Annotated in this window: 30 protein-coding genes and 1 tRNA gene; 12 read left to right on the top strand and 19 right to left on the bottom strand. The window is 69.5% G+C overall.

All coding sequences use genetic code 11. The features are described from left to right. Positions 1-77: 77 nt before the first annotated feature. On the bottom strand, positions 78-851 hold the full coding sequence (locus CHC11_RS23240; protein ID WP_089313920.1) for a hypothetical protein: 774 nt from the start codon (positions 849-851) through the stop codon (positions 78-80). Between the two features lie 366 nt (positions 852-1,217). On the opposite strand from CHC11_RS23240, the gene CHC11_RS23235 reads away from it, so the two are divergent. Both CHC11_RS23235 and ispF read left to right on the top strand, forming a co-directional pair. Next, positions 1,218-1,700, top strand: a complete 483-nt coding sequence (locus CHC11_RS23235) for a CarD family transcriptional regulator (protein WP_021599843.1) — start codon at positions 1,218-1,220, stop codon at positions 1,698-1,700. Positions 1,701-1,734: 34 nt separating this feature from the next. Further along, positions 1,735-2,205 carry a 2-C-methyl-D-erythritol 2,4-cyclodiphosphate synthase gene (gene ispF / locus CHC11_RS23230; RefSeq protein WP_179278961.1) on the top strand — a complete coding sequence of 157 codons (471 nt, stop codon included), beginning with the start codon at positions 1,735-1,737 and terminating at the stop codon, positions 2,203-2,205. 9 nt (positions 2,206-2,214) lie between these two features. On the opposite strand, the gene fahA is transcribed toward ispF, so the two are convergent. Both fahA and CHC11_RS23220 read right to left on the bottom strand, forming a co-directional pair. Then, positions 2,215-3,432 carry a fumarylacetoacetase gene (gene fahA / locus CHC11_RS23225; protein WP_179278960.1) on the bottom strand — a complete coding sequence of 406 codons (1,218 nt, stop codon included), beginning with the start codon at positions 3,430-3,432 and terminating at the stop codon, positions 2,215-2,217. 120 nt (positions 3,433-3,552) lie between these two features. After that, on the bottom strand, positions 3,553-4,629 hold the full coding sequence (locus CHC11_RS23220) for a DUF2637 domain-containing protein (protein ID WP_089313917.1): 1,077 nt from the start codon (positions 4,627-4,629) through the stop codon (positions 3,553-3,555). Between the two features lie 207 nt (positions 4,630-4,836). Between CHC11_RS23220 and CHC11_RS23215 the strand changes: the two genes are divergently transcribed. The 6 genes from CHC11_RS23215 to CHC11_RS23190 all read left to right on the top strand — a co-directional run bounded on the left by CHC11_RS23215 (position 4,837) and on the right by CHC11_RS23190 (position 10,788). Then, the gene (locus CHC11_RS23215) at positions 4,837-5,580 is read left to right on the top strand and encodes a DUF6585 family protein (RefSeq protein ID WP_089313916.1); all 744 of its coding nucleotides are present in this window, start codon (positions 4,837-4,839) and stop codon (positions 5,578-5,580) included. A 103-nt stretch (positions 5,581-5,683) separates the two neighbouring features. After that, positions 5,684-6,040: a YciI family protein gene (locus CHC11_RS23210; protein ID WP_245919695.1), complete on the top strand. Its 357-nt coding sequence runs from the start codon at positions 5,684-5,686 to the stop codon at positions 6,038-6,040. After that, the gene (locus tag CHC11_RS23205) at positions 6,037-7,284 is read left to right on the top strand and encodes an RNA polymerase sigma factor (protein WP_089313914.1); all 1,248 of its coding nucleotides are present in this window, start codon (positions 6,037-6,039) and stop codon (positions 7,282-7,284) included. Before CHC11_RS23210 ends, CHC11_RS23205 begins: the two co-directional genes overlap by 4 nt. 129 nt (positions 7,285-7,413) lie before the next feature. Continuing rightward, positions 7,414-8,808: a cysteine--tRNA ligase gene (cysS, locus tag CHC11_RS23200; RefSeq protein ID WP_089313913.1), complete on the top strand. Its 1,395-nt coding sequence runs from the start codon at positions 7,414-7,416 to the stop codon at positions 8,806-8,808. Between the two features lie 125 nt (positions 8,809-8,933). Continuing rightward, the gene (gene rlmB, locus CHC11_RS23195) at positions 8,934-9,842 is read left to right on the top strand and encodes a 23S rRNA (guanosine(2251)-2'-O)-methyltransferase RlmB (protein WP_089313912.1); all 909 of its coding nucleotides are present in this window, start codon (positions 8,934-8,936) and stop codon (positions 9,840-9,842) included. A gap of 40 nt (positions 9,843-9,882) precedes the next feature. Further along, a complete protein-coding gene (locus tag CHC11_RS23190; RefSeq protein ID WP_245919637.1) occupies positions 9,883-10,788 on the top strand; it encodes an EamA family transporter in 906 nt (301 codons plus the stop codon). Here CHC11_RS23190 and CHC11_RS23185 read toward each other — a convergent pair. After that, complete coding sequence (locus tag CHC11_RS23185; RefSeq protein ID WP_089313910.1) at positions 10,757-11,929, bottom strand: RNA polymerase sigma factor; 1,173 nt, start codon at positions 11,927-11,929, stop codon at positions 10,757-10,759. The genes CHC11_RS23190 and CHC11_RS23185 overlap by 32 nt on opposite strands. Further along, positions 11,926-12,273: a YciI family protein gene (locus CHC11_RS23180; protein WP_089313909.1), complete on the bottom strand. Its 348-nt coding sequence runs from the start codon at positions 12,271-12,273 to the stop codon at positions 11,926-11,928. The genes CHC11_RS23185 and CHC11_RS23180 overlap by 4 nt, the downstream gene beginning before the upstream one ends. Positions 12,274-12,461: 188 nt before the next feature. Between CHC11_RS23180 and CHC11_RS23175 the strand changes: the two genes are divergently transcribed. Next, positions 12,462-12,534, top strand: a tRNA-Thr gene (locus CHC11_RS23175). Between the two features lie 69 nt (positions 12,535-12,603). Here the strand turns inward: CHC11_RS23175 and CHC11_RS23170 are convergent. The 12 genes from CHC11_RS23170 to CHC11_RS23125 form a co-directional block, all read right to left on the bottom strand. Continuing rightward, on the bottom strand, positions 12,604-13,938 hold the full coding sequence (locus CHC11_RS23170; protein WP_089313908.1) for a site-specific integrase: 1,335 nt from the start codon (positions 13,936-13,938) through the stop codon (positions 12,604-12,606). Further along, positions 13,938-14,117 (bottom strand): helix-turn-helix domain-containing protein, encoded by a 180-nt coding sequence (locus CHC11_RS23165; RefSeq protein WP_089313907.1) that lies wholly within the window; start codon positions 14,115-14,117, stop codon positions 13,938-13,940. Before CHC11_RS23165 ends, CHC11_RS23170 begins: the two co-directional genes overlap by 1 nt. Continuing rightward, complete coding sequence (locus CHC11_RS23160) at positions 14,114-15,481, bottom strand: replication initiator (protein ID WP_089314188.1); 1,368 nt, start codon at positions 15,479-15,481, stop codon at positions 14,114-14,116. Before CHC11_RS23160 ends, CHC11_RS23165 begins: the two co-directional genes overlap by 4 nt. 149 nt (positions 15,482-15,630) lie before the next feature. After that, complete coding sequence (locus tag CHC11_RS41540) at positions 15,631-15,786, bottom strand: hypothetical protein (RefSeq protein ID WP_179278959.1); 156 nt, start codon at positions 15,784-15,786, stop codon at positions 15,631-15,633. A gap of 15 nt (positions 15,787-15,801) precedes the next feature. After that, the gene (locus CHC11_RS41535) at positions 15,802-15,942 is read right to left on the bottom strand and encodes a hypothetical protein (RefSeq protein WP_179278958.1); all 141 of its coding nucleotides are present in this window, start codon (positions 15,940-15,942) and stop codon (positions 15,802-15,804) included. Then, the gene (locus tag CHC11_RS23155; RefSeq protein ID WP_089313906.1) at positions 15,942-16,352 is read right to left on the bottom strand and encodes a hypothetical protein; all 411 of its coding nucleotides are present in this window, start codon (positions 16,350-16,352) and stop codon (positions 15,942-15,944) included. The genes CHC11_RS41535 and CHC11_RS23155 overlap by 1 nt, the downstream gene beginning before the upstream one ends. 17 nt (positions 16,353-16,369) lie before the next feature. Beyond that, positions 16,370-17,233 carry a DUF2637 domain-containing protein gene (locus CHC11_RS23150; protein WP_089314187.1) on the bottom strand — a complete coding sequence of 288 codons (864 nt, stop codon included), beginning with the start codon at positions 17,231-17,233 and terminating at the stop codon, positions 16,370-16,372. Continuing rightward, positions 17,233-17,406, bottom strand: a complete 174-nt coding sequence (locus CHC11_RS41530; RefSeq protein WP_179278957.1) for a hypothetical protein — start codon at positions 17,404-17,406, stop codon at positions 17,233-17,235. Before CHC11_RS41530 ends, CHC11_RS23150 begins: the two co-directional genes overlap by 1 nt. Positions 17,407-17,620: 214 nt before the next feature. After that, positions 17,621-18,961, bottom strand: coding sequence for an FtsK/SpoIIIE domain-containing protein (locus CHC11_RS23140; protein WP_089313904.1), 1,341 nt, complete (start codon positions 18,959-18,961; stop codon positions 17,621-17,623). A gap of 14 nt (positions 18,962-18,975) precedes the next feature. Beyond that, a complete protein-coding gene (locus CHC11_RS23135; RefSeq protein WP_089313903.1) occupies positions 18,976-19,323 on the bottom strand; it encodes an SCO3933 family regulatory protein in 348 nt (115 codons plus the stop codon). A 313-nt stretch (positions 19,324-19,636) separates the two neighbouring features. Further along, positions 19,637-20,839 (bottom strand): helix-turn-helix domain-containing protein, encoded by a 1,203-nt coding sequence (locus CHC11_RS23130; RefSeq protein ID WP_089313902.1) that lies wholly within the window; start codon positions 20,837-20,839, stop codon positions 19,637-19,639. Further along, positions 20,836-21,144: a putative quinol monooxygenase gene (locus tag CHC11_RS23125; protein WP_089313901.1), complete on the bottom strand. Its 309-nt coding sequence runs from the start codon at positions 21,142-21,144 to the stop codon at positions 20,836-20,838. The genes CHC11_RS23130 and CHC11_RS23125 overlap by 4 nt, the downstream gene beginning before the upstream one ends. A gap of 354 nt (positions 21,145-21,498) precedes the next feature. Here CHC11_RS23125 and CHC11_RS40490 point away from each other — a divergent pair, with 354 nt between their 5' ends. From CHC11_RS40490 to CHC11_RS23115, 3 genes are read left to right on the top strand one after another with little or no spacing between them, the layout of a single operon-like run. Further along, positions 21,499-21,744 carry a hypothetical protein gene (locus CHC11_RS40490; RefSeq protein ID WP_143227207.1) on the top strand — a complete coding sequence of 82 codons (246 nt, stop codon included), beginning with the start codon at positions 21,499-21,501 and terminating at the stop codon, positions 21,742-21,744. Continuing rightward, complete coding sequence (locus CHC11_RS23120) at positions 21,741-22,133, top strand: hypothetical protein (protein WP_089313900.1); 393 nt, start codon at positions 21,741-21,743, stop codon at positions 22,131-22,133. The genes CHC11_RS40490 and CHC11_RS23120 overlap by 4 nt, the downstream gene beginning before the upstream one ends. After that, positions 22,117-22,323 carry a hypothetical protein gene (locus CHC11_RS23115; protein ID WP_089313899.1) on the top strand — a complete coding sequence of 69 codons (207 nt, stop codon included), beginning with the start codon at positions 22,117-22,119 and terminating at the stop codon, positions 22,321-22,323. Before CHC11_RS23120 ends, CHC11_RS23115 begins: the two co-directional genes overlap by 17 nt. A 269-nt stretch (positions 22,324-22,592) precedes the next feature. On the opposite strand, the gene CHC11_RS23110 is transcribed toward CHC11_RS23115, so the two are convergent. Both CHC11_RS23110 and CHC11_RS23105 read right to left on the bottom strand, forming a co-directional pair. Then, a complete protein-coding gene (locus tag CHC11_RS23110; RefSeq protein ID WP_089313898.1) occupies positions 22,593-23,216 on the bottom strand; it encodes an RloB family protein in 624 nt (207 codons plus the stop codon). Next, positions 23,216-24,511 carry an AAA family ATPase gene (locus tag CHC11_RS23105; RefSeq protein WP_089313897.1) on the bottom strand — a complete coding sequence of 432 codons (1,296 nt, stop codon included), beginning with the start codon at positions 24,509-24,511 and terminating at the stop codon, positions 23,216-23,218. Before CHC11_RS23105 ends, CHC11_RS23110 begins: the two co-directional genes overlap by 1 nt. Positions 24,512-25,003: the final 492 nt, after the last annotated feature.

Raw genomic sequence — 25,003 nt, 5'->3', positions numbered from 1 at the left:
AGATACGCCAGAGGAAGCGTAGCGAGGTCCTGCCGGGAACCCCTCCCCGGGGTGGCCGACACGCCTGGCGGGCCTACCTAGCCGGAACCGAGACTCTTGATCTTCCCGGTGAGCTCGGGACCGGGCCGGGGCGCCCGGACGACCTCGGTGACCACGCCGTCCGGCTGCACGAAGACGGCGGCGATGCCGGTTCCCGTCGGGCCGGGCGTGCCGGGCGCCGGCGAGTAGGCGCCGGCCAGGACGCCGGCGCGGTCCTCCAGGATCTGCGGCGTCCCGGCGTGGGCGGTGCCCGCGCACGCCTTGAGGTCCTTCAGGGACATGGGCCTTCTGCCGCCGGCGGGACGCGGGTCGGCGACGAGCCAGAAGGTGAGGGTGTACTCCTGGGTCCGGCCGGCCAGCTCCGCCACCAACCCCTCGCACCGGTACCCGGGCGGGACGACGGCGATCACGCCGGGGCGCAGGTCCCGCAGCGGCTTGGAGATGCGGCCGGCGGTCACGAGGTCGACCCGGCGGTCGGGCAGCAGCCCGCCGACCCTGCCGGGGCCCGCGGTGGGACGGGGGGCCAGCTGGGCGCTCGTCGGCCGGGGCGTGGGACGGGGGCCGAACGCCGTCATCAGGACGCCGCTCAGCAGCGCGACCAGCAGCGCGCCCGCGATGATCGGGATGGCGACGCCGAACCGGGTCAGCGGGCGGTACAGTCGCCGCACCCGGGCCCTGCGCCGTCTCCGGCGCCTCTCCCGGTGGTAGGCGGCGACGTCCCGCTCCAGCTCGCGGGCGTCATCGGGCACGACGACGTCGACGCGCGGAAGCCCGTAGTCGTCGGGCTCCGGGTCGCCGCCGTCCGGCCTCACGCGGCACCTCCCTCGCCGATCGGTGTTCCCGCGGGACGCGCGTCCCCGTGCCGTGTCCTGTTAAGACCCTTCCGGGCGCTTCGTACCCGCGCGGCCCAGGGTGCTCACATCCCAGTATGGAACCCGCCCGCACCGCCGGCGGGACGATGCTTGTAACCGGGGGCCGGTTACCGGTAAGGGCGCGGGGGGTGGGATCGAGGGGTTCTCTCGGCTACGCTGAGTGAGGGGAACTGGTCGGCGATGCACCAATAAAGGGGTTTGTCAATACCTCAATATGTGGCTTGACCTGCGCATTTGTCAGGAAGGCGGGTTCGGGCACGCTCGTTTCCGTGCTACCCTGGTGTTAGCGGAAGGGGTACTTGTCACATGACTTTCCAGGTCGGCGACACCGTCGTCTACCCCCACCATGGGGCTGCTCGGATCGAGGCCATCGAGACTCGCACCATCAAAGGTGAGGACAGGACCTACCTGGTCCTGAAGGTTGACAAGGGTGACCTGACGGTTCGGGTCCCGGTTGAGAACGTCGAGGACGTGGGCGTCCGGGACGTCGTCGGCCAGGACGGGCTGGAGAAGGTGTTCGAGGTGCTTCGCGCACCTTACACCGAGGAGCCCACCAACTGGTCGCGCCGGTACAAGGCGAATCTTGAGAAGCTCGCCTCCGGCGATGTCAACAAGGTCGCGGAGGTCGTTCGCGACCTCTGGCGGCGCGACAAGGAGCGCGGTCTGTCCGCGGGTGAGAAGCGGATGCTCGCCAAGGCGCGCCAGATCCTCGTCAGCGAGCTCGCGCTCGCCGAGAAGACCAACGAGGACAAGGCAGAGGCGCTGCTCGACGAGGTCCTGGCCAGCTGAGCGGCCGGCCGCGTTGAACGAAAGGCTCCCTCGGGTGGGCGTCGGAACCGACGTCCACCCGTTCTCGTCCGAGCCCCGCGCCCTCTGGGTCGCCGGTCTCGAATGGCCGGGCGAAGGCCACGGCCTCGCCGGGCACTCCGACGGCGACGTCGCCGCGCATGCCGCCTGCGACGCGCTCCTCTCGGCCTGCGGTCTCGGTGACCTCGGCGCCGTGTTCGGCACCGCCGACCCGCGCTGGTCGGGCGCTTCCGGCGTCGACCTGCTGCGCGAGGTCGCCCGCCGCGTCGACGAGGCCGGTTACACGATCGGCAACGTCGCCATCCAGATCATCGGCAACCGTCCCAAGATCGGCAAACGGCGCGCCGAGGCGGAGAAGACCCTCACCGAGGCCCTGTCCGGCGCCCCGGTCACCGTCTCCGCCACCACCACCGACGGCCTGGGCCTGACGGGGCGCGGCGAGGGTCTCGCGGCCATCGCCAACGCTCTCGTCCTCCCGCCCGCGTAACGGCCGCCGCTACGACGGAGCCGGGTGGACGGTCCCCGTCACTTCGCCCAGGGCGACGCGTGAACCGGCGGCCCCCGGCGCCTGGGCGCGGAGCGTCACGGTGTCGCCGTCCTCCAGGAACATGCGCTCCGTACCGTCGTCCAGCAGCAGGGGCTCCTGGCCGTTCCAGCTGAGCTCCAACAGGCAGCCGCGCTCCTCGCGCTCGGGTCCCGAGACCGTGCCGGACGCGAACAGGTCGCCGGTGCGCAGCGGGGCGCCGTTCACCGTCGCGTGCGCGAGCTGCTGCGGCGGCGTCCAGTACATCGACGCGAACTTCGGCCGCGCCGCCACCCGGCCGTTGATCAGGACCTCCAGGTGCAGGTCCAGCCCCCACGGCTCGTCGCAGCGCAGGTAGGGCAGCGGTGCCGGATCCTGGACGGGCGGCGAGACGCGCGCGGGCTCCAGCGCCGCGACCGGCACCACCCACGACGAGACCGACGTCGCGAACGACTTGCCGAGGAAGGGGCCGAGCGGCTGCGACTCCCACATCTGCAGGTCGCGCGCGCTCCAGTCGTTCACCAGCACGAACCCGAACACGTGGTCGCGGAACGCGGCGGTCGGGACGCCGCGCCCGGCAGGCGAGGGGACCCCGACGACGAAGCCGACCTCCGCCTCGAAGTCCAGCCGCCGCGACGGGCCGAAGGACGGCTCCGGATCGTCCTTCGCCCGCCGCTGCCCGGACGGCCGGATGATCGGCGTCCGCGTCGGGTACACGGTCCCGGAGCGGCCGTGGTAGGCGACCGGCATGTGCTTCCAGTTCGGCGGCAGCGGCTCGCCCTTCGGCCGCAGGATCCGTCCCGCGTTCGTCGCGTGGTGCTCCGAGGAGTAGAAGTCGACGTAGTCGGCGACCTCGAACGGCCTCTGCATGTCCACGTCCGCGACCGGGATCAGGTGGGGCTCGACCCGCCCCCGGTACACCTCGTCGGAGAGCAGCTCCGTCACCCGCTCCCGGTTCGCCTGCCAGGCGGCGCGTCCCGCGACCATGAAGGCGTTCAGCGACCCGGAGGCGAAGTAGCGCCGGTCCTCCACCAGCCCCGCGGCCGACATCTCGGCCAGGTCGAGGACGCGGTCGCCGATGGCCACGCCGACCCGCGGCAGTTCCCCCGGGCGCGAGAAGACCCCGTACGGCAGGTTCTCGATGCCGAAGCCGCCGTCCTGGCTGCCCTCGACCCACGAAACGGTCGTCATAGAGACATACCTTCCCCGCCGCCTCCCTTTCATCCGATGCGCGCAGATCAGCTCGCGCGGGAGGAAAGGGCACTTTTCAGATCAAGGCAAAGGCCCGGCGGCGGTGCCGGGGCCGGCTCTTTATTCGGCGGGAGGGACGGGACCGCTGCGGAAGTTGCTGGACGGCGGCGGGTTCCAGTCGTCCCTGCCCGGACGGTCGCCCGCGTCGGATTCCTCCGAGTCGCGGTCTCCGGCGTCGGGGTCCTCGGCGCGGTCGGCGGGCGGGCCGTCGTCCTCGTCCTCGGCGGTGCCGTAGGGCGGGGGCACCACGAGGTCGGGGCGGGTCGTCGCGGCGGCCGGGGGCTCCTCGGGGGCGCGGTCCCTGCCCCGGACGAGCTCGACGTCCGTCGGCAGCCGGTCCGGCACCGCGTCCAGCGGCCGGCGGGGCCGCGGGAGCGGGTCCAGCGGCGGCGCCGGCTCCGACGACAGGCTCTCCTCCCAGGCGAAGGATTCGAACTCGTCGGCGCCGGGCGCGGGCTTCTCGGCGACGGTCCACTCGGGCTCGTCCTTGAACGGCAGGATCGGCTCGCGCTCCGGCTCCGGCTCGCGCTCCGGCTCCGGCTCCGGTTCGGGCTCGCGCTCTGGTTCGGGCTCGCGCTCCGGTTCCGGTTCCTGCGCGGCGGGCGCCTCCAGCGCGAGCGGCGGCGCCGCGGGCCCCAGGAGCTTGACGTGGCCGCGCTGCGCCTCGGCCGGCGCCTCGTCCCCGGCGACGGGTCGCGCCACCCGGATCTGCTTGACCATCGTCAGCCACAGCCAGACGGCGATCACGAGCATGGCGTGCGGCGCCACGGCCACGCCCGTCCGCACCGCGTCGTCCGGCAGCGGGCCGAACCCGCGGACCGAGTGCTGGACGGAGACCGCCGCGCCCCCGGCGAGGAGCAGGACCAGCAGCGTCCAGCGCGGCAGCCGCGTCCACCAGCGGGCGTTGCGGGTGACGACGAGCGACAGGATCGTCACGGCGGTGAGGGTATCGGCCATCGCCGGGTACAGCGGCGCCCAGCGGCCGCTCACCCCGCCGGCGACGGCGAGCTCGCGCAGCACGTCGTAGGTCAGCGCGAACGCGCCGCCCGCGAGCGCCGCGACGACGAGACCGGCGGCGGTGGTGAGCAGCCGCCGCTGCACAGGCGTGTAGGAGGGCCGGGTCGGATCAGTCGGCATGTCTCTCGTTCCGGAAGGGAGGGGTCCTCCGCCGAGATTAACCAGCCAGGACGCCGCCGAACCGCAACTTCTTAGTGATCACTGTGACGCTGCGCACTATAAGTGGGGAGACGTACGGTATTGGTGACGACGGGGCAAGGGAGGCAGAGATGGCGTGGGGCAGGTTCGTGCCTTTCACACGGGCCCGCGCGGCCGGGTAGCGCCGTCGTGGCACTCCCACGGGACCGGCTCGGCGAACCGGTCCGGGTCTTCGACGGGCGGGCCGCGGCCCGCCGCACCTGGGCATGGCTGGCGCTGCTGTGCCTGGCCGCCGCCGCGCTCGTCCCGGCGGCCGTCGTGTACCTGCACGACGGCGTCTGGTGGGTGGGCGTCCCGGCGCTGCTCCTGTCGATGGGGTACGCGGCCGCCGCCGGATGGATGGCGGGACGGGACCGCCCGCGCGTCCGGGCCCGCGTCGCCGCCCTCCACACCGGGGGCCTGGCGCTCACCGGGCCGGACGGCGGGGCCTACACGTGGGACGAGCTCGTCTCGGTGACGGTCGCCGGCGTACCGGGCGGGCCCGGCGGGCGCGTCCGGTGGTGCTTCACGGTCGTCGCCGACGACGGGAACCGGCTGCGGCTCGGCGACGACATCCCCGACGTCCGGACGCTCGGCGTCGCCGTCGCCCAGGAGGTGACCGCCCGGATCGTCCCGCGCCAACTGGCGGCGGTGAAGGCGGGGGAGTCCGTGCGGACCGGCCCGTTCACCGTGGACCTGGACGGTGTCGAGAAGGACGGGGAGCGGCTGCCCTGGAGCGCCGTCCGCGACGTGGTGATCGGGGGCGGGATGGTGACCGTCCAGGCCCGCCCAGGCCGGACGGACCTGGTAACGATCGCCTCCCGGATGCCGGACGCGCTGGCGTTCAGCGTCCTGTGTCACCAGGTCAGGGACCTGTTCGCGAAAAATTTCTGAAGATTCTTCGCCGGGGATGTCGAGAGCCGGCCGGCCGCTCCGATCCTTCTCTGACGGGCCCGGAGGCGGGCCGCCCGACAACGAGGAGAGAACCGTGAAGTACATGCTGATGATCTACAACCGTCCCGGCTTCCTGGAGGACCTGACCGAGCAGGAGCGGACCGCGCTGTTCGGCGAGGTCGAGGCGATCATGACCGAGCTGTCGGAGTCGGGCGAGCTGGTCGGCGGGGCGGGGCTCGCCGACCCGTCCCTGACCAAGACCGTCACGGGCGGGGACGGCGGGCCGGCCGTGACGGACGGCCCGTTCCTGGAGGCCAAGGAGCACTTCGCCGGCTACGTCGGCGTGGACTGCGAGACCGAGGAGCGCGCCGTGGAGATCGCCTCCCGCTGGCCGGACGTCAGGTACGGCGGCTACATGGAGGTCCGGGCGGTCATGCACGACTCCGGGACGGAGATGTGAGGACGCCCCCGGCCGTCGAGGACCTGCTGCGCGCCCTCGCGCCGCAGGTGCTCGGCACGCTCGTGCGGCGGCACGGCGCCTTCGACGCGTGCGAGGACGCCGTGCAGGAGGCGCTGCTCGCCGCCGCCGTCCAGTGGCCGGGGGAAGGCGTTCCGGAGAACCCGCGGGGCTGGCTGCTGACCGTCGCGACCCGGCGGCTCACCGACCAGTGGCGCAGCGAGCGGGCCCGCCGCGACCGCGAGGCGGCCGTGGCCGCGGAGGAGCCCGCCGAGCCCGGTCCGGACGAGGACCGGCCCGGCGACCGCGACGACACGCTGACGCTGCTGTTCCTGTGCTGCCATCCGGCGCTGTCGCCGTCCTCGCGGGTCGCGCTGACGCTGCGGGCCGTCGGCGGCCTGACGACGGCGCAGATCGCCCGCGCGTTCCTCGTCCCGGAGGCGACGATGGCGCAGCGGATCAGCCGCGCCAAGCAGAAGATCAAGGCGGCGGGGGCGCGGTTCGGGACCCCGCCGCCGGACGAGCGCGACGAGCGGCTGCGGACGGTCCTGCACGTGCTGTACCTGATCTTCAACGAGGGGTACACCGCGTCCAGCGGGCCCGAGCTGCGGCGCGCGGACCTCACCGCCGAGGCGATCAGGCTCGCCCGGGCGCTGCACCGGCTGCTGCCCGGCGACGGGGAGGCGACCGGCCTGCTCGCGCTGATGCTGCTCACCGACGCCCGCCGCGCGGCCCGCACCGCCGACGGCGGGCTGCTGGTCCCGCTCACCGAGCAGGACCGGACGCTCTGGGACGCCGAGGAGATCAGAGAGGGAACCGAGCTGATCAGCGACGCGCTCACCTGGTCGCCGCCCGGCCCGTACCAGGTGCAGGCCGCGATCGCCGCCGTCCACGCCGAGGCCGCCCGGCCGCAGGACACCGACTGGCCGCAGATCCTCGCGCTGTACCGGGTGCTGGCGCACCTGACCCCGAACCCGATGGTCACGCTGAACGAGGCCGTCGCGCTGGCCATGGTGGACGGGCCGTCCGCCGGCCTCGACCTGCTGCGCACGCTGGACGGCGACACCCGGGTGGAGGGGCATCACCGGCTGGCGGCCGTCCGGGCCCACCTGCTGGAGACGGCCGGCGACGCACCGGCCGCGCGCGAGGCGTACCGGGACGCCGCCCGTGGCACGACGAGCCTGCCCGAGCGGCGCTACCTCGAATCCCGCGCCGCCCGGCTGGCGGAGACGCTCCCGGCGGAATGACCCTGTGGCATCACCGGAGGGTGGCATCACCGGAGGGGTGGCACGACCGCAGGGGGGCATGCCCGGATGGCCCAGCCTGGCCTGGGCGATGCGCCACGTAGCCGGACGCCGATCCAATAACCTGAACCCGTGAGCCTGCGCCTTTACGACACCGGTACCCGTAGCGTCCGCACGTTCGAGCCCCTGGAAGAGGGCCGCGTGGGGATGTACGTGTGCGGTGCCACTCCGCAGGCGGCCCCCCACATCGGGCATCTGCGCTCGGGCGTCATCTACGACGTCCTGCTGCGCTGGCTGCGCGCGTCCGGCTACGAGGTGACGTTCGCGCGCAACGTCACCGACGTCGACGACAAGATCATCGCGGTGTCGGCGGAGCGGGGCGTGCCGTGGTTCGCGATCGCCGAGGGCAACCAGCGCACCTTCACCCAGGGCTACGACCTGCTCGGCTGCCTGCCCCCGACGATCGAGCCGCGCGCCACCGGGCACGTCCCGGAGATGATCGTCCTGATGCGCCGGCTGATCGACAAGGGCCACGCGTACGCCGCGGGCGGGGACGTGTACTTCGACGTCAAGTCCTGGGCGGACGAGTACGGGGCGCTGTCGAACCAGCGGCTGGAGAACATGCGCTCCGCCGGCGACACCCCCAACGAGACCCTCAAGCGCGACCCGCGCGACTTCGCGCTCTGGAAGGGCGCGAAGCCGGGAGAGCCGTCCTGGGAGACGCCCTGGGGGGACGGGCGCCCCGGCTGGCACCTGGAGTGCTCGGCGATGGCGACCAGGTACCTCGGCCCGACCTTCGACATCCACGGCGGCGGCGTCGACCTGATCTTCCCCCACCACGAGAACGAGATCGCCCAGTCCCGCGCCGCGGGCGACGGCTTCGCGCGCTACTGGCTGCACAACGGTCTCCTCACCGTCGACGGCGAGAAGATGAGCAAGTCGGTCGGCAACGTGGTGCTGCTGCCCGACCTGCTGGGCAAGGCCCGTCCGGTCGAGGTGCGCTACTACCTCGCGTCGGCGCACTACCGGTCGCTGATGGACTACACCGACGCCGCCCTGGCCGAGGCCGTCTCCGCCTACCAGCGGATCGAGGGCTTCGTCACGCGGGCCGCGGAGCAGGTGGGGGCCGGTTCGCCGTCCTCCGTCCCGTCCGCGTTCGCCGCCGCGATGGACGACGACCTGGGCGTCCCGCAGGCGCTGGCGGTGCTGCACGAGACCGTCCGGGAGGGCAACAGCGCCCTGGCGTCCGGCGACCGCGACGCGGTGCGGGAGCACCTGGCGGCCGTCCGGGCGATGGCCGACGTCCTCGGCATTGACCCGCTCGCGCCGCAGTGGCGGGCTTCGGGGGAGGACGACCTGCACCCCGTCGTCGACGCCCTGGTCAAGGTGGCACTGGAGCAGCGGCAGGCGGCCCGCGCCCGCAAGGACTACGCGGCGGCGGACGCGATCCGCGACGGCCTGTCGGAGGCCGGCGTCCTCGTCGAGGACACCCCGCAGGGTCCCCGCTGGGAGCTGAAGCGCGGCTGACCGTGCACGGCGCTCCCGCGCTGCGGATAAAATCGAATGTTCGCGGGGGTTCGTCGCCGTCCGCTGAGATCTTGAGTCGCCCGGCAGGGGCGAGCACGCAATCGTCGCGAAGGGCGTAACCGACAATGGCCAAGCGCAAGGGACCCACCCCCAAGGCCGAGGACCGGCACTGGCACGGCAAGCGCCAGAAGGCCCGCGCCGTCAAGAGCTCCAAGCGCACCGGCACCCCGACGCTGGGGCCGGGCGGGCGCGCCCAGGGCCCGTCGGAGAACCGTCCGGCCGGCCGCCCCGCAGGTGCGCGGCGCGCGACCGGCGAGGTCCCCGAGCTGGTCACGGGCCGCAACCCGGTCGTCGAGGCGCTGCGCGCGGGCGTCCCCGGCACGGCGCTGTACGTCACGTCCGGCACCGACGAGCGGGTGCGCGAGGCGGTCCAGATCGCCGCCGACCGCCGCATCCCGCTGCTGGAGACCGGCAAGAACGAGCTCGACCGGCTGACCGACGGCGCCGTCCACCAGGGGATCGCGCTGCAGGTCAAGCCCTACCGGTACGCGCACCCGGACGACCTGCTCAAGGGCAAGGCCCCGCTGGTCGTCGCGGTGGACGGCATCACCGACCCCCGCAACCTCGGCGCGATCGTCCGCTCCGCCTCCGCGTTCGGCGCGACCGGCGTGGTCGTCCCGGAGCGGCGCGCGGCGGGGGTCACGGCCGGCGCCTGGAAGTCGTCCGCCGGAACGCTCGCGAACATCCCGGTCGCGCAGGCCACGAACCTCTCCCGGCAGCTCAAGGCCTACCAGAAGGCCGGCTGCTTCGTCGCCGGGCTCGACGCCGCCGGCGGCGTGACAGTCGCCGACCTGGAACTCGCGTCCGGGCCGTTCGTGCTGGTCGTGGGTTCGGAGGGCAAGGGCCTCGGACGCCTCGTCGCCGACACCTGCGACATGCTCGTCACGATCCCGATGCCGGGGAAGGCCGAGTCGCTCAACGCCGGAGTGGCCGCGGGCATCGCGCTGTACGAGATCAGCCGTCTCCGCGCCTGAGATCGGAAATAATCTCAACGTTCAGATAATTGACGTTGAGGTGAATCAGACCACAGCCCTCCCGGCGCCGGCCCTGCGCACCCGCTACGCCTCCGACCTCGCCCTCGCCGCCTTCGCCCCCGCGAGCTGGGGCACCACCTACGTGGTCACCACCACCCTCCTGCCCGACGGCCGCCCCCTGCTCGCCGCCACCATGCGGGCCCTGCCCGCCGGACTGGTGCTGCTCGCCGCCACCCGCCGCCTGCCGCGCGGCGACTGGTGGTGGAAGTCGATCGTCCTCGGCCTGCTGAACTTCGGCGCCTTCTTCCCGCTGATCTTCTTCGCCGCCTACCGCCTCCCCGGCGGCGTCGCCGCGACGATCGGCTCCGTCCAGCCCCTGGTCGTGGCGATGCTGTCGATCGGCGTCCTGCGGATCCGCCCGGCCCGCGCCGTCCTGTACTCCGCCCTCGCCGGCACCGGCGGCGTCGCGCTGCTGACCCTCGGCGCCGACGCCAGGCTCGACCCCCTCGGCATCGGCGCCATGCTCACCGCGACGTCCCTCATGGCCACCGCGATCGTCCTGGCCAAGAAGTGGGGACGCCCCGAATCGCCCCTGGTCATGACCGGCTGGCAGCTCACCGTCGGCGGCCTCGTCCTCCTGCCGCTCACCCTGGCGCTCGAAGGAGCCCCGTCCTCGCTGACCGGCGAGAACCTCCTGGGCTTCACCTACCTCGGCATCGTCGGCACCGCGATCGCCTACGCCCTGTGGTTCCGCGGCATCGACCGCCTGCCCCCGACGTCCGTCTCACTCCTCGGCCTCACCAACCCGATGGTCGCCACCCTGGCGGGCCTGCTGATCCTCGGCCAGACCCTCACCCCGTGGCAGGTCGTCGGCTTCACCATCGCCCTGGGCGCCCTCGTCGCCGGCCAGACCTTCAACCGGAGACCGCGGCCCGCCGCCTCCTGAGAAACGCCCGCTCGGCCTCGTCCTCCGTGCGCCTCAGGGCCTCGCCATAGGCCTCGGCCGCCTCCACACCCCGTCCCAACCGCCGTAGCAGATCAGCACGCACCGCATGAAACAGGTAGTACCGGCCCAGCTGGAGCCCCTCGACCAACTCCAGCGCGGCCCCAGCCCCCTGAACCTCACCGACCACCACAGCCCGGTTGAGCGCCGCCACAGGACTCGGCGCCACGGCCATCAACTGGTCGTACAACTGGAGAACCTGATCCCACCGCGTGTCCTCTGCCTTCGCCGCATCCCCGTGCACCGCGTTGATCGCCGCCTGGATCTGGTACGGCCCGGGCCGCCCGATCTGCAGGCACCTCCGCACCAGCGCCTGCCCCTCCTCCACAAGCTCCCGGTCCCAGAGCCCTCGATCCTGCTCGGCCAGCAGCACCAGCTCCCCGTCCCGCCGCCGGGCGCCCCTACGGGACTCGACGAGCAGCATCAACGCCAGCAACCCCAGCACCTCGGGCTCGTCCGGCATCAGCTCCCGCAGCACCCGCCCCAGCCGGACCGCCTCGACCCCCGACTCCTCGCGCCCGCCGTACCCCTGGTTGAACACCAGATAGACGACCGCCAGCACGCCGGAGAGCCGTCCCGGCAGATCACCCTGATCCGGCACCCGGTACGGGATCCCGGCGTCCCGGATCTTCGCCTTCGCCCGCACCAGCCGCTGCGCCATCGTCTTCTCCGGCACCAGGAAGACCCGCGCGATCTCCGCCGTCGACAGCCCGCCCAGCAACCGGAGCGTCAGGGCGACCCGCGCCTCCATCCTCAGCGCCGGATGGCAGCACGTGAAGATGAGCCGCAGCCGATCGTCCTCCACCACGGACGCCTCGACCGGCTCCGCCGCGTCGAGCAGCACGGCCTGCGCGTGCTTCCCGGCCCGCGCGGCCTCCCGCCGCAACCGGTCGATCGCCTTGTTCCGCGCCGTCGTGATGATCCACCCCGCCGGACGGGGCGGCGTCCCCTCGTCCGGCCACCGGCGCACCGCCTCGGCGAACGCCTCCTGGACCGCCTCCTCGGCGACGTCCACATCGCCGAACGCCCGGACCAGCACGGCCACCGCGCGCCCGTGCTCCTCCCGGAAGACCCGCTCGATCACCCCTCGCCCTGGAACGGCCGCACCTCGATCGGCAATCCGGTCACCTGGGTGAACCTGGCAGCCACCTTCAACGCCGCGTCCAAGTCCGCCACCCGGATGATCGTGATGCCGCCGATGTGCTCCTTGCCCTCCGTCCACGGCCCATCCGTCGCGATCACCTCGTCCCCCCGCATGCACACCACGGTGCTCGCCTCCGGCTGCTCCAGCCCCCGCCCGAACACCCAGCACTCCTGCCGCTCCAGATCCCGCCGAATCTCGGCGAGCCGAGCCATGATCGGCTTCAGCACCTCCGGCGGCGGCACCTCCCCCACCGGCTGGATGATGTTGAGCACGTAGGACTTCATCTCTCCTCCTCCACGACCACCACCACCAGCACCCCTGCCCCTGTCCTTCCCCCCGATGGCCGACCGTGCGCACCCACGACGCAACCCAGCGTCCCCGCCCCCCGACCCCCCACAGATCGACACCCACCCCAGAAGAACTCCCCAGATCCCCCCGAGCCCCCAAGTCGACTACGATGCGGGACGAGCCCGCCGGCGTAGCTCAATTGGCAGAGCATCTGTCTTGTAAACAGAAGGTTAGGGGTTCAAGTCCCCTCGCCGGCTCCCAGCTCAAAGCCCCCTTGCGATCATCACAAGGGGGCTTTTGCTAACAGGTACAGCAGCGAAGTACAGCTACGCGGACGACTCGCCACTGCCGCGGCCATCCTGCCGAAGGTGGTCGCCGAGCCGCTTGAGCGCCGCCCTGGTCTGCTCGGTGGGGACCTCGGTGTAGATCTCCATGGTGAGGCTGATCTTGCTGTGCCGGAGGATCTGCATCGCCACCCGCGGATGGACGTCCAGCGCGGCCAGCAGCTTGCCGCACGTGTGCCGGGTGTCGTGCACGCGGATGACCTTGACCCCGGCAGCGGCACACCGCGACTCGAAGGCCCGGTTGACGTTGCGCGGCTCGACCGGCCGCCCCGTCCTGGTCGTGAAGACGAGGTCGCTTTCGTGCCAGCCTTCACCGGACGCCTCACGCTCGCCCGCCTGCTGGTCCTGGCGCAGCCGTAGTGCGGTCGTGCAGAGGGAGGGGAGCGGAAGCACGTCGGTAGAGCCGTCGGTCTTGGTTCGCTCCTTGTGAATGAGCCGGGAGCCGACGCGCTGGAGCTGCCAGCCGATGCTGAGTTCGTCGGCCGCGAAGTCGACATCAGCCCAGCGCAGGCCGAACACCTCGCCCTTGCGCATGCCCATGAGCAGGATCAGCACCCACGCGGCGTACAGCGGGTCATTGCTCTCGCGCGTGTGCTCCAGGAACCGGCGCGCCTCCTCTACTGTCCAGGTGGACGACTTGCGAGCACGCTTCCGAGCCGCCGGCACCTTGGCCAGACTCGCCACGTTCCGCGCGATGATCTCTTCGGTCATGGCGTGGTTGAGAGCGTTCCGCAGCGTGTTGCGCGCCGACGTAATGGTCCGGCGACTCGGGAAGCTCTGGCAGCACTTCCCGACCGCGCAGCACCGCCGCCGCTTGCTCGGGTCGGCATGGTCAGATGGGCGTTTGGCGTCTTTGCCTTGCGCGCAGCACTGGCAGGAGCCCGGAAGCTTGTTCAGCCAGTTCTGGACGTCCCGCACCGTGAGCCGATCCAGCCGCTTCTTACCGAGGCCCGGAACGATGTGAAGACGGCACATCAGCTCGTAGTTCGAATAGGTGTTGGGCTCCCGGTTGGGCTCGACCACGTCCCGGAGCCAGTACGCCAGGTACTTCTCAACGGTTGGCACCGTGGTAGCGATCGGGCGCTGAGCCGCCGCGCTGAGGAGCTTGACGTACTTGTCGTGGACGATTTCGCGCGTCTTGCCGTAGACGTACTTGCGTGTGCGCTCCCCGGCGGGAGTAGTCACCCAGGCGTAGGCCGCGTATCCGTTCCGGTAGGGGTAGATGGAGCCTTCCCCGTTGGCTCGACTGCGCCGGGAGCTCTTGCGTTTCTTGCCGTCGTCCGGCTCATCCGGGGTGGCGGTTGTGGTTCTCGGCATCAGGCGGCCTCTTCCGTGAGCTGGTCGAGGTACTCGACGAGGGCGTTGACGGGGACGAGTCGGCGGCGGCCGATCTTGACGGTGCGGAGCTGGTTGGAGCGGATGAGGTTGTAGAGCGTCCAGCGGCTCACGCGGAGCCGTTCGGCCGCTTCGTCGACGGTGAGGACCAGGTCGGTCAACGTGTGCTCCCTTGGGTGATGCCGGACGGGTCGAGGGCGGGCATGGGCTTGCCGGTGAGGGCAGCCGTGAGAAGCGCTTCGCCGGGTGTCATGCCTTGTCCGAGGTAGCGCCAGTGGGCGACGACGAGGACCTGGTCGTCGTCGAAGGGGAGGCGGCCGGTTGTGGTGTCGTCGTGTTGGTGCTGGTTGTGGTCGATGCGTGCTTGGCGGAGTGCGCCGAGGGTGGTGGAGTAGCGGCGGGATTTGGTGGAGAAGTGGCCGCGGAAGCCGAGCATGTGGGCCCACTCGGTTAGCCGCAGGCCCGCGTACTCCTCGACGGCGCCCAGGCGGAGGCATTCGGCGATGAGTCGCCGGGCGTGGCCGCTCACGGGCAGGTCGGTCAGTTCGTCTGTCGGGCGTATGCGGCGGTCGAGGGTGCCGACGCATTCGGCGGCTTTGGTGGCGTACTTGGCGATGTAGCCCGCAACCGCGGTATCGGTCAGGTCCCCCGTGGTGGTGATCGGCCGGACGTCGATCTGAGAGCCCCACACGTGCTCTTTGGTCGGGACGTCACCGGCCGCTGGACTCGACACCGCTACGGCCCCGGCCGCGTGGTCGACGGCCGCCTTGAGCAGGTTGAGGGTTGCCCATGTGGGAGGCTGCGCGTCGGGGCCGCCGGGTCCGTCGAGGCGGATGACGGCGTGGAAGTGGACCAGGCCGCGCCGCTGATACTCGGCCACCTTGGCGAATGACACCGTCAGCACGTCCCGCAGGTCGGCGACCCGCAGGCCCGCCGACCGAGCGACGTACCGCCGGAAGGCCAGAGCGAACCGGCGCCACAGCTCAGGAGCGTGCGCGTTCCACAGCACCGCGCCCGCGTAGTCGAAGCAGTCCGGGCAGATCGGTTGACCGAGCCGCGGATCTTCCGCCGCGTGGCGGACGGTGCAGGAGACCGGCCGCCCATGCGGGCACGTCCCGCCGTCGCGCCGGGGACGGCAAGCGACCACGCCGCCGGCCTTGCCGGTGCGGCGAGAGTGGACAGGCCCGAACGAGGGCGCGGTCAGGGTGACGAACGCCGCCGGATGCTGGGTGACTGTGGCCGGTACGCCCTTGCCGCCGACCAGGCCCGCGCGGACGAGTTGGTAGGTGTCGGCGCGGTAGGTCTCAGCGCAAGCCGGGCACCTCGAGGCCCGCCGGGTTTTGCACGCCACCCGCAGAGTCCCGCCCGGCTCTTGGGCGGTGGAGTAGTGCCGGAGAATCTCGCCGGTCTGCGGGTCCAGGTGGGTTACGCGGCCACGCAGGTGGACGGGTTGGGCGCAGCCGCCGGTGGAGTGTGCGCGGCGCGCCCAGGCGCGGAAGTCGGCGCGGTTGTATCGGTTGGCCATGTCGCGCGCGGCCACACCGTTAATGAGCGGAGCCGGGGCGAGATCGGGCACGATGAACGCTTCTCCTGCCTGTCTATGGGATGGGCGGGGGATGGCCCCGGCGTGGCCATGTGTGCTTGGCGGCTTGTGCGGCCACGCCGGGGGCGGAGCTAGAACGCCGAGACCAGCAGCGAGAGCGCGTCGGCGAGCAGGGCCAGGCCCTCGAAGAGAGCGCGAATGGCCTGCGCGGCGGATTCGGGATGGCGGAGGGCGAACAGGCCCAGGACCAGCCAGAAGCAGGCGAAGGCGCAGCGGCGCAGGAACATCGGGTGCCCCTTCTGTCAGGTGTGGCCGTGGCCGTTGCAGTCGGGGCAGGTGGACCCGTCGGAGGCGACCCCGCCCCCGCCGCACGTCCCGCACACCCAGCCCACGACCGACCGGGTGAGCGGGCGGGAGGGCGCCGGGTACTGGTCGATGGTCATCAGGCCGCCTGTCCCTCGTCGTCGTCCTGGTCGGGGTCGAGGCGGATGTTGTCGCGGTAGCTGGTGTAGGCGGCGTATTCGTCGTGGCGTCGCTGGGGAACGTGGACGACGCCGTAGGTGATGCGGCCGAAGGTCTTTTCGGCGCTGTAGTGGCCGCCGTGGGCGCGGGTGTCGGTGACTTCGGCGCCTAGGAGCGCGGCGACCTGGTCGACCATGGCGACCGCTGCGGTCTCGTCCTCGGCGTGGGTGTAGACGTTGTACTCCCTGCCGTACTCGTTGACCGGAACGGCGGGGTTGGCCTCCAGGAAGTCGGCGAGGGCGCGCAGGCCGGCGATGGTCTGGTGACGTGCGAACAGGTCACCGGGCACGGGAAGGGAGGTCTGGCCGGTCGGGACGGTGGACGAGGTCATGGCTGGTTCCTCCAGGGTCAGGAGACGGACGCGGTTGCGTGGGGCTGTTCGGTGCGGAGTTGGCGGAGCAGGTCTGAGGCGAGTTGGTTGGAGACGCCGAGCCGTGCGCGCAGCGCGTCGCGGGTGATCGGGCGCCCGTGCCGGCTTTCGTGCTCGGTGGCGACGCGGCGCGCGAAGTCGACCAGCGGGCCTGCCGCAGCGGGCGACGAGGACGAAGCAGACGGCGGGGGATACTGCGGGTCGGACGGTGTCGCGGGGGACTGGTCGGCGGGACCAGGGACAGGGACAGGGATGGAGGTCTGGCCGTCCTGCTCGTCGCGGTCGCGGGGTTCGTCCTGCGGAGCGGGGACGGCAGCGGCGACGGTGGGGCGTTCGTCCTCCCAGACCACCCACCGGGACGGCGTCGAGGACGAGTCGGACGAGGACGAGACGGACGGGACCGGGGCCGGGTCGGGATGGCCGAAGGACTCGGGGACGGGTGAGGTGTGAGCCGCCGCCGGGGTGCCGGCCTTTCGGCGTTCCAGCATCGACACCGCGACCAGGAATGCGCCCGCCGGTGTCCCTGCAGTGATCCAGCCCCACACCGAGGGGTCGGCTTGGGCGAGGTTGGCGGCGAGGGAAAGCAGGATCCCGCCGACCAGGACCACGGTCGGCCACGACAACCGCCCCGTCTCCCGCCCGGTGCTCTTGTCCCGTCGGCGTTCCGCGGCGGCCATGACACAGGTCAGGTCGATGCAGACCGCGATGGCCCAGGCCATCCACCCGCGCTGCCCGTGCTCGGTGGCGGTGTCGCGGATGTGGGTGAACGACCCGGCCGCCGCGATCCCGGCCAGGACCACCACCGGCGCGGAGTCGGCCACCGCCCCGGCAAGCCGCCGCATCACGCCGCCCGCTGGGAACTGACGAGGGCGAGCAGCGCGACCAGTTCGGCATCACATATGTGCGCGTCGGCCCAGGCGTCGACCTTGCCGGACCCGGACGAGGCGGACGACTCGGTGCAAGAGCCACAGACCGCGACGTCCAGGCTCCGCAACTCGTCCCACACAACGCGCACCGGCCGGCGGCTCGACGAGGACGAGGACGAGACAGCGGACGGCCGGGACGATACCGGGACCGAGGCGGACAGGACGGGGATGAGCCGAGGACGAACGGCGAGGACGCGGGTAGCCACGGGAGTCTCCAGGACCGGTTTCGGACATGGGTCGGGTAAGGACGTGGCGTGATCAGGGCTCACGCCAAGCCAGGAAGGTGGGGGGAAGGAGAGGTGTTTACGCGGCTGGGCGGACGATTGGGGCGGAGCCGACGAGGGTCTCCCAGTCCGGGGTCAGGTGCGCGAAGTCGCGCGCGGCCTGCTCGGCCTCGTGTTCGGGGACGTAGACCGAGCGGGCCCGGTGCCACGAGCCGTCCTGCCCCGCGACGATGCACACCCCCGGAGTCTCGGCCGCGATAACGCGTGCGGCGTCCAGGGCGGCGGGGTCGAGGTCGCCGAGCGCCATGTTCGCCGTCTCCGGGTCGTTGACCCGGTGGCACACCCGCCCCGACAACTGGGCCCGCAGCGCCGTGACGCCCGGCCCCAGGTCGGAGCCGACGCGTTGCCCGCACACGACCAGGTAGACCGCGAACGCCCGCCCGAGCTGAGCCACCCGCAGCAGCGCGGTAGCCGTACGCGACACCTCGTCCTTCTCGCTCTTGTCTGCCATGAGGAACAGTTCGGCGACCTCGTCCACCAGGACCACGATGGGCATCGGCCGCAAATCCTCCGGCAGCGTCCACACGTTGCGCGCACCAAAGGCGCGGCAGGTGGCCATGCGGTTCTCGACCTCGCCCACCAGATCGGCCAGCAGATCGACCGACTCTTTGCGGGTCGTGGCCAGCGCCGAGAGACGAGGCGCGTAGGGGGTGAACTCGACGCCGCCTTTGAGGTCGAAGCCCGCCAGGGCGACCGGTTGCGGCGCCAAGCCCTTGAGCAGGGCGTTGGCCAGGTTCGACTTCCCCGATTGAGTCGCGCCGACGTTGAGCCAGTGCGGGACCGTGCGGAAGTCGATCACCCAGTCACGGCCGTTCTCCAGCTTCCCTGGGCGCACGGTCAGCAGCTCACCGGTTTCCGGGATGGTGGCTACATCGACCAGCGGGTCACGCATCGTGGCCCACAGGGTGACCCGGCCGGGCCGGACGTCGACCACCCGGACGGAGTGGACGCGCCAGGCGTGCGCGATGCCCTCCGCGGCTTTCTCGTAGTCGGCGGGGACCTGGCCGTCGTGCAGGCGCAGCCGCATCCGCCATCCGAGCCGGGTAGGCCGCAGGATGCCGAGGCGGGGAGGGCGTTCGACGTCGATCCGCCGAACCCGCCGCTTGTGCTCGACCACCGTCGCCGCGGACCGGGAAGCGGGCCCGACCACGGGGATGGCGTCGAGAGTGAGGCGGAACCGCCGCCGGTTGCGGGTCAACTTGCAGCCCGAGGCGACGTGATGCCACGTCAGGTACACCAGCACCGCACGGGCCGGGAACCCGATGCCGTACCAGAACGACACCGGGTGGGACCGGCGCCAGGCCCAGAGCCCGGCCGCCGCAGCGGCCAGGACCCCGAGCACCAGGACGAAGTCAGTCATGACGGCAGCCCCGTTCAGGCCACGTCCGACGAAGCCGACCCCAAGGAGACGGGGACGACACGGGTAGCGCGGAAGGCGACGCCCCACCGCTTCTCACCGCCGAGAACCGCCTCCCAGGGGAACGCGACGAGGCCCACCGGCGTGACGACCTCCCCGATCGTCACCGACTGGTCGCCGGTCACCGAGATGTTGAGCAGGTCGACCCGCCCCATGGCGTCGGCGGCCGACAGACCCACTGTGAAAACCGTCTGTCCGTCGCGGTCAACCTTGACCTCGCCCGTTTCCTGGTTGAGCACCTTGGGACGCGGCGCGGACACGCACACGAAGGTGAGGGCGGAGACGTCGACAGGAATGTTGCGCATGCTGAGTACACCTCTCGTCCGCCTGCTGAGCAGGCGTTACGGGTCGAAGGGAGCACACGCCATCAGGACGAACGAGGTAGCATCGAAGCGCCAACTAGGGTGCTAACCGCATCCGGCCTGGGCGGGTCTCCCGCTCAGGCCACTTTCATTAGTGGCCTGTTTCGCCGTCCAAGAGCGGCCTTGCGCCCCTGAAACGCGAAGAGCGTTCGTGTTGGGCCTTCACCTCCAGCAGGAGTGCTTCAGCATCAACACGAACGCTACCCGGTACTCAGAGTTTCTACTAGTACTTTGAGTACTAGAAGACGTACTTTTTCTACGCGCCCACTCTCTCCGCGAGTTCTCGCAGGTCAGGAGACGGCGGGTCCTGCATCGTCAGTAGATCGGACACGACCTGACGCACGACCCGGTGGTTCCGTACCTGCTCCGGCGTGATCGACTCCGCCTCCAGCAGGGCCGCAACAGCCCCATCGACCTGCCGCCGCTGGGCGTGCGCACGCGCGAGGTCGACCTGCAGCCTTGCCCGGCGCTCACGGGACAACATCGAGGTATCGACTTCGCTCCCGGCGCGAAGGGCGTGGCCGGCGTCTCCCAGCTCTACCGCCAGGGTGACCTCATGCAGGACGACATTCGCCGGGCCAAACTCGGTGTTGTAGTCGTTGCGACCGCTTCCGAGCCGTTCAGCCACTTCACGAGCCCGCGCGAGATGCTCATATGCCACGTCCGCCTGATTGAGCCGCGCCGCGGCCATAGCCCGCTGCAACGTCAGCCCGCCCCACAGGGACATGGCTTCCGGCTTGCCCTGATCGACCAGGAACCACAGCGCGTCAGTGGCCGTCCGGGCGTTCTCCTCGGCCTGGTCGAAGTGCCGCGCTCCCAAGAAGACGAACCCGAGCCGGAAGGCGCCGGCGGCCATCATCAGCGGATCGCCCGCACGCTCGGCCGCGACGATGGCGCGGTCAGCGGCGATCCATGACGCTTCCGGTTCGTTGAGCTTGGACAGGGCCGCCGAGCAGGCTTGATAGGTCGCCGCCAGCAGGTTGAACAGCTCTGCCCGTCGCTCTTCCGGCGCCGACCGCACCGCGGTTTCCAGGGCAGGCACCAGGCCCCGGAGCAGGTCAGCCAGCTCTACATAGTGGCTCCCATGCGTCAGTTCCCAAGCCCGGTCGACTCGCGGCTTGATCTCCGCCGTCGGCGGGACGGGAGCCGAGTGCAGCATGGCCCGAAGCGAGTGAGCACCCGACAGGACCAGCCGTAGCCCGGCCGACCCCGGCATTTCCTCACTCGACGCGGCGACAACCGGAGCTTCGGCCGCCAACTCCGAGAGCGGAAGCTCCAGCACCTCGGCGACCTTCTCCAAGACCGACATGCGGTCGACCTTGCGCACGCCGCGCTCGACCTGGGAGACCCAGGCAACGGACCTGTCGATCAGCCGCGCCAGCTCAGGCTGAGACAGCCCTCGCCGCTTGCGCTCCTGAGCGATCCGCCGTCCGAGCGCCCTTTGATACTCAGTGCTCACCCTGTCGTTCCCTTGCCTACTTGGAGGCCCAACCAGTCGACCTCCACCGAGGCGAGCAGGTCATCACGGGCACCGAGGAAGCGCCGGACGTGGTCCTGCTCCTCGTGCACGTCGAAGGCCGCCCGGTCCCGGTATAGCTCATAGAAGATCCTCTGCAGCGGCTGCCCGTCGACCTTGTGCACCGCGTAGATCAGCGTGCCCGGCTCTTCCGTCTCGATCTTGCCGATCGTCTCGGAGACCAGCTGATCGAACCTACCGGCGCTCTCTTCGTTCTTGCAGGTGAACCGGACCATCAAGCCGAACATCGGCATCCTCCTTCGTCGCCTCTACGAGATCAGTACTTATTGTGCGGCGCAAGTACGCGAAGTGACTTGTACTTGAAGTACTGTACCCGTACTTTGAATATCAATCCACGTTGATCGGGCTCTGACCAGCAAGATCATCGCGATGAGCTGGCCGATTAACCTCGCAGAAGACCGTCCGAAGGAACCCTTATGCCCGTTCCCCCAGAGGCCCCGACGCCGGACGCGACAGACACCCACCCCCGTCCACCAGGCGGCAACCCACGCGAATGGCGAGATGCAGCACTCGCCTTGATAGCCGCCCTGGATCAGCGCGGCTTAGCCGCTAAGCCATGGGGACACGGCGCGGTGATGGCCGTGAACCTCGCAGGGGAGCCCGCACCCGACAACGCCCTAGGCCAGGTACTGAGCCCCGGCCTACGCCAAGAAGTCAGATGCCACCCGCACGCCCCCGACCGCGACCTGTGGTGGCACTGGGTCTGGTCCGGTCCGTCCCGCGGCTCCGAGCCGGAGCTTGAACCGCTGTGCCCGCTGTGGGAGACCGAGCTGGCAGCCGACCGCATCGGACGCGTCCTCGCTCTCGCCAGGGAGAGCGACGCATGATCGACGAATCCGCCGTGACCTTACGGCTATGGGGACGCCGCGCCCGCCGCTTCATCCGCTGGTTCGGCACCAGAGACCGCCAGGACCGCAAGGCCATGTGGCACCTTGACCGCCTCGCCGAGGCACTCGCCGCCCAGGGATGGCGCACAAACCGCCGCTTCCACGTCTCCCCGGCAACACTGCGCGTCGGCCCGACCAAGCACGCGCCGGCCACCGAAGAACTCAGCGCCACCCACTTCGGCCGATGGGTCTACCTCGCCCGCAACAGCGCCCGCCCCATCCCATGCGCCGACCTAGACCTCGCAGTCACCGAAGTCGAGCGCATCCTTTGGGGCCGACTTCACCAGCCGAACTCCCGGAAGGCTCGTCGCCATGAGCGGCAACGCTGAGACCAGGCGGGCCGCGCAAGTCCTCGCCGAGATGTTCCCCGGCGTCCAAGCCTGGTACGGCGAGGCCACGGGGGAGTGGTGGGCGATGATCTCCCTACCGACCGGCGACCACCTCCTGTCGGCCCCCGACGTTCACCAACTGCGCGAGCAGATCACCCTCACGAAGGCGTGGCCATGGCGTCAGAGGTGAACGCCACCGAACACCGGTAAACGTCGGCCCCTGAGCTGCCGCCACAAGGCCCCTGACCAGGCAACTCAGGGGCTGACGCGTACCCAGAATTCAAGATCATTCGAGGGTCCTGCCCGCCGGATGAGAACTTTCTCTACGTCTTCAAGGGCGCCCGCTCCGCGGCCGCCGGCGGCCGGTGCCGACACGACGGGCGTGCGGCCTCTTCGGGCCGATCCCGTCGCGCCGTCCCGTCCGCAGATAACGCTCAAGTATTCAGTCTCTAGACCGCGTCAGCTTTGGTTACCTTCGAGGGCTTCCAGGAACTTGTACATGCCGGAGGAGGGGTTATTGTGTGGGAATTTCGTTCCGTTCCGTTCGTGTCGCCGATCGAGCTGAGTCGCGCGGTCCGTAGCGACCTTGCGCAGCGGCATGTACATATCGGCGTCAATGCTCTTTCCTGTCCTATTGTCGAGTTTTCGAGATAGGCGCTCTGCTGGAGCCGTGTCGACAAACGCCTGATAGTCGCGAAAATGCAGGACAAGCCATAGCTCAAAACATGGGTTGGAAATCGCAAGTTTTACATCGTTCGCTTTGGCTAGAGAGATAACCTCTTGGAGGTTGGGGTGATGTTTAGGCCATTCGACGTCGAACAAGCACCAGCATTCATCGATCTCGGGATCACGTTTAAAGTCCGAAGCCTTCTTGACTAGCGTGAGTGGCACCCCCTGTTCGGGGTGGATCCTGAGCTCAAGGGCCGTATTCTCGGCAACGTGAGGGAGTCTCTTCAATCCCTTAACGTAGTCTGGCTCAGAGTTGACTCCTTCACAGAAAACCACGATTGTGGTGAACTCTGACCGCTTTGCAGTGGTTCTTCTAAGTGACTTCCCGCCACGCCTGCGTTTTTGGGAAGGCATCAGCCAATCAATCCAAGCGACCGCAGGAGGTCTGTCTGGTCAATCTGGGGTAGGGCACCGAAACGGCCATGTAGGTAAGCACTTTCAAGATTCTGCGACTTGCGTACCCGCTCGCCGGCAAAATCGGCCAATGCCCCAAGACGTGTGGACCCGTCGTTGACTTTGTCGGTCAACCAGACTTCATCTCGATTCAGGTGATTAAGCAGACTGGTGTCATGTGATGTGAAAATGAGCTGTGCCCCACGAGGGTTGATGGCCGGACTATGGAAAATGCGCAGAAGTTCAGCCGAGAGAGTTGGATGCAAGCTAGCGTCCAATTCGTCGAACAGCACCACGGATCCGTAGCGGAGGGCTGTCAATACCGGGCCAATCAGTTGAAACCAGGTCCTGGTGCCTTCAGACTCGGCGGAGAAATCAAAGGGGAGACTTTCCTCAGCTGTCTTATGAATCAGTCGTACTCTCCGTTGCGTGCGGACCTCAGAGGAGTCCGGAAGAGGAATCTCTTGTGTATCGATAACTACATCATCGATCCCAAGGTCGGCGAGGCGAAGAAGCGCCAGGGCCTGCTTACGGGTAGCGTAAGCAAGGCTCTTGGGATCATCTGAAGAGAACAGGGCTAGCTGCTTATCATTCTCTTCGAATAGGCGCCTGGTGGACAGTGCTCCTCCTGGGTACCGAGCTGTGAGAAACGGATAACTCGCCCGGCCGCGCCTCTGTCCTTGTCCTAGGTTTTGCATCTGTAGCAACTCACGCGCAAAGCTCGATACAAGCGGTTCGTCGAACCGGCGAGCAATTGAAAGTGCAAGTGTATTCTGCGTCATGAGTTCGCGAGTGCCGGAAAGGGCCCCAAGTCCTCGCTGGATTTTGAACTCAGGACCTTCGCGTTCGAAAATCCGCCTACGCTTTTTTTCGGGATAATGGAAAAGAGCCTCATATGCCACGCGCTCGTGATCGACCTCTAGTACATACTCGAACCGCACTCCCTGGATAAGCATTTCAACTATGAACTCGCTAGAGAGCGTAGGACCATCTCTAAAGGCGAATGACTCAATTGGAATTGCGTCTTCCCAGATGCGGAGTGAGTGTTGCACTGCATCCCGCACCCAAGCTAGAGCGGCTAGAACATTCGATTTGCCCGAGGCGTTGGGGCCATAAACAGCGGCAACAGGGAGGAGGCTCTCTCCAAGCAGTGGTGCAGGACGAGCCTCCTCTCGTTCCTGATCTACAGCGACCATCGACAGTTCGACGGTCTCTCGGATGGAGCGGAAGTTTGTCACTTCAAACCTGATCAGCACAACACCACTCTACCGCGCAGCCTCGCTGTCGACACAGGCACCAACTCGTAAGAGTGTGACGAAATATAGCTTCTGGTTGCAAGATGCATGCATGATCCCGGTTTGCTGGCCATGCCCCAGTCTTCTTGAGGATGCTGGTGATGGTGATCGCTCTCGCGAAAGTGCGCCGGTGCGTACCGTTGCTCTCAGGTGGGAGGAGCAAGACTCTCCGAAGAGGCTTGGCGTTCACGAGGATGTGGCCCTAGTCGGAGGTCATGAGGACTGTCCCAGACACGGCTGACCTTCACGACTCAGGGGGTTGAGCGAGCTCGAACCAGGGGGCTGCGCCGCCCCCTGGACCCCCGCGAGCCGGGGTGCTTGTTCGCGCGAGACGGTCTGTCACACCATGCGCGCCGTTTGCGCGAACAAGCACCCCGGACCGGTTGGGGCCAGCCGGGATGCTAATGGTGGTGCTAACAGCAGGCTCGGATGATCTTGGACGGGTGTGGACGT

The sequence above is a fragment of the Actinomadura mexicana genome (assembly GCF_900188105.1).
Lineage (GTDB): Bacteria > Actinomycetota > Actinomycetes > Streptosporangiales > Streptosporangiaceae > Spirillospora > Spirillospora mexicana.
Note: the sequence above shows the minus strand (reverse complement) of the source record. Positions and strands in the feature narration are given on the sequence as shown.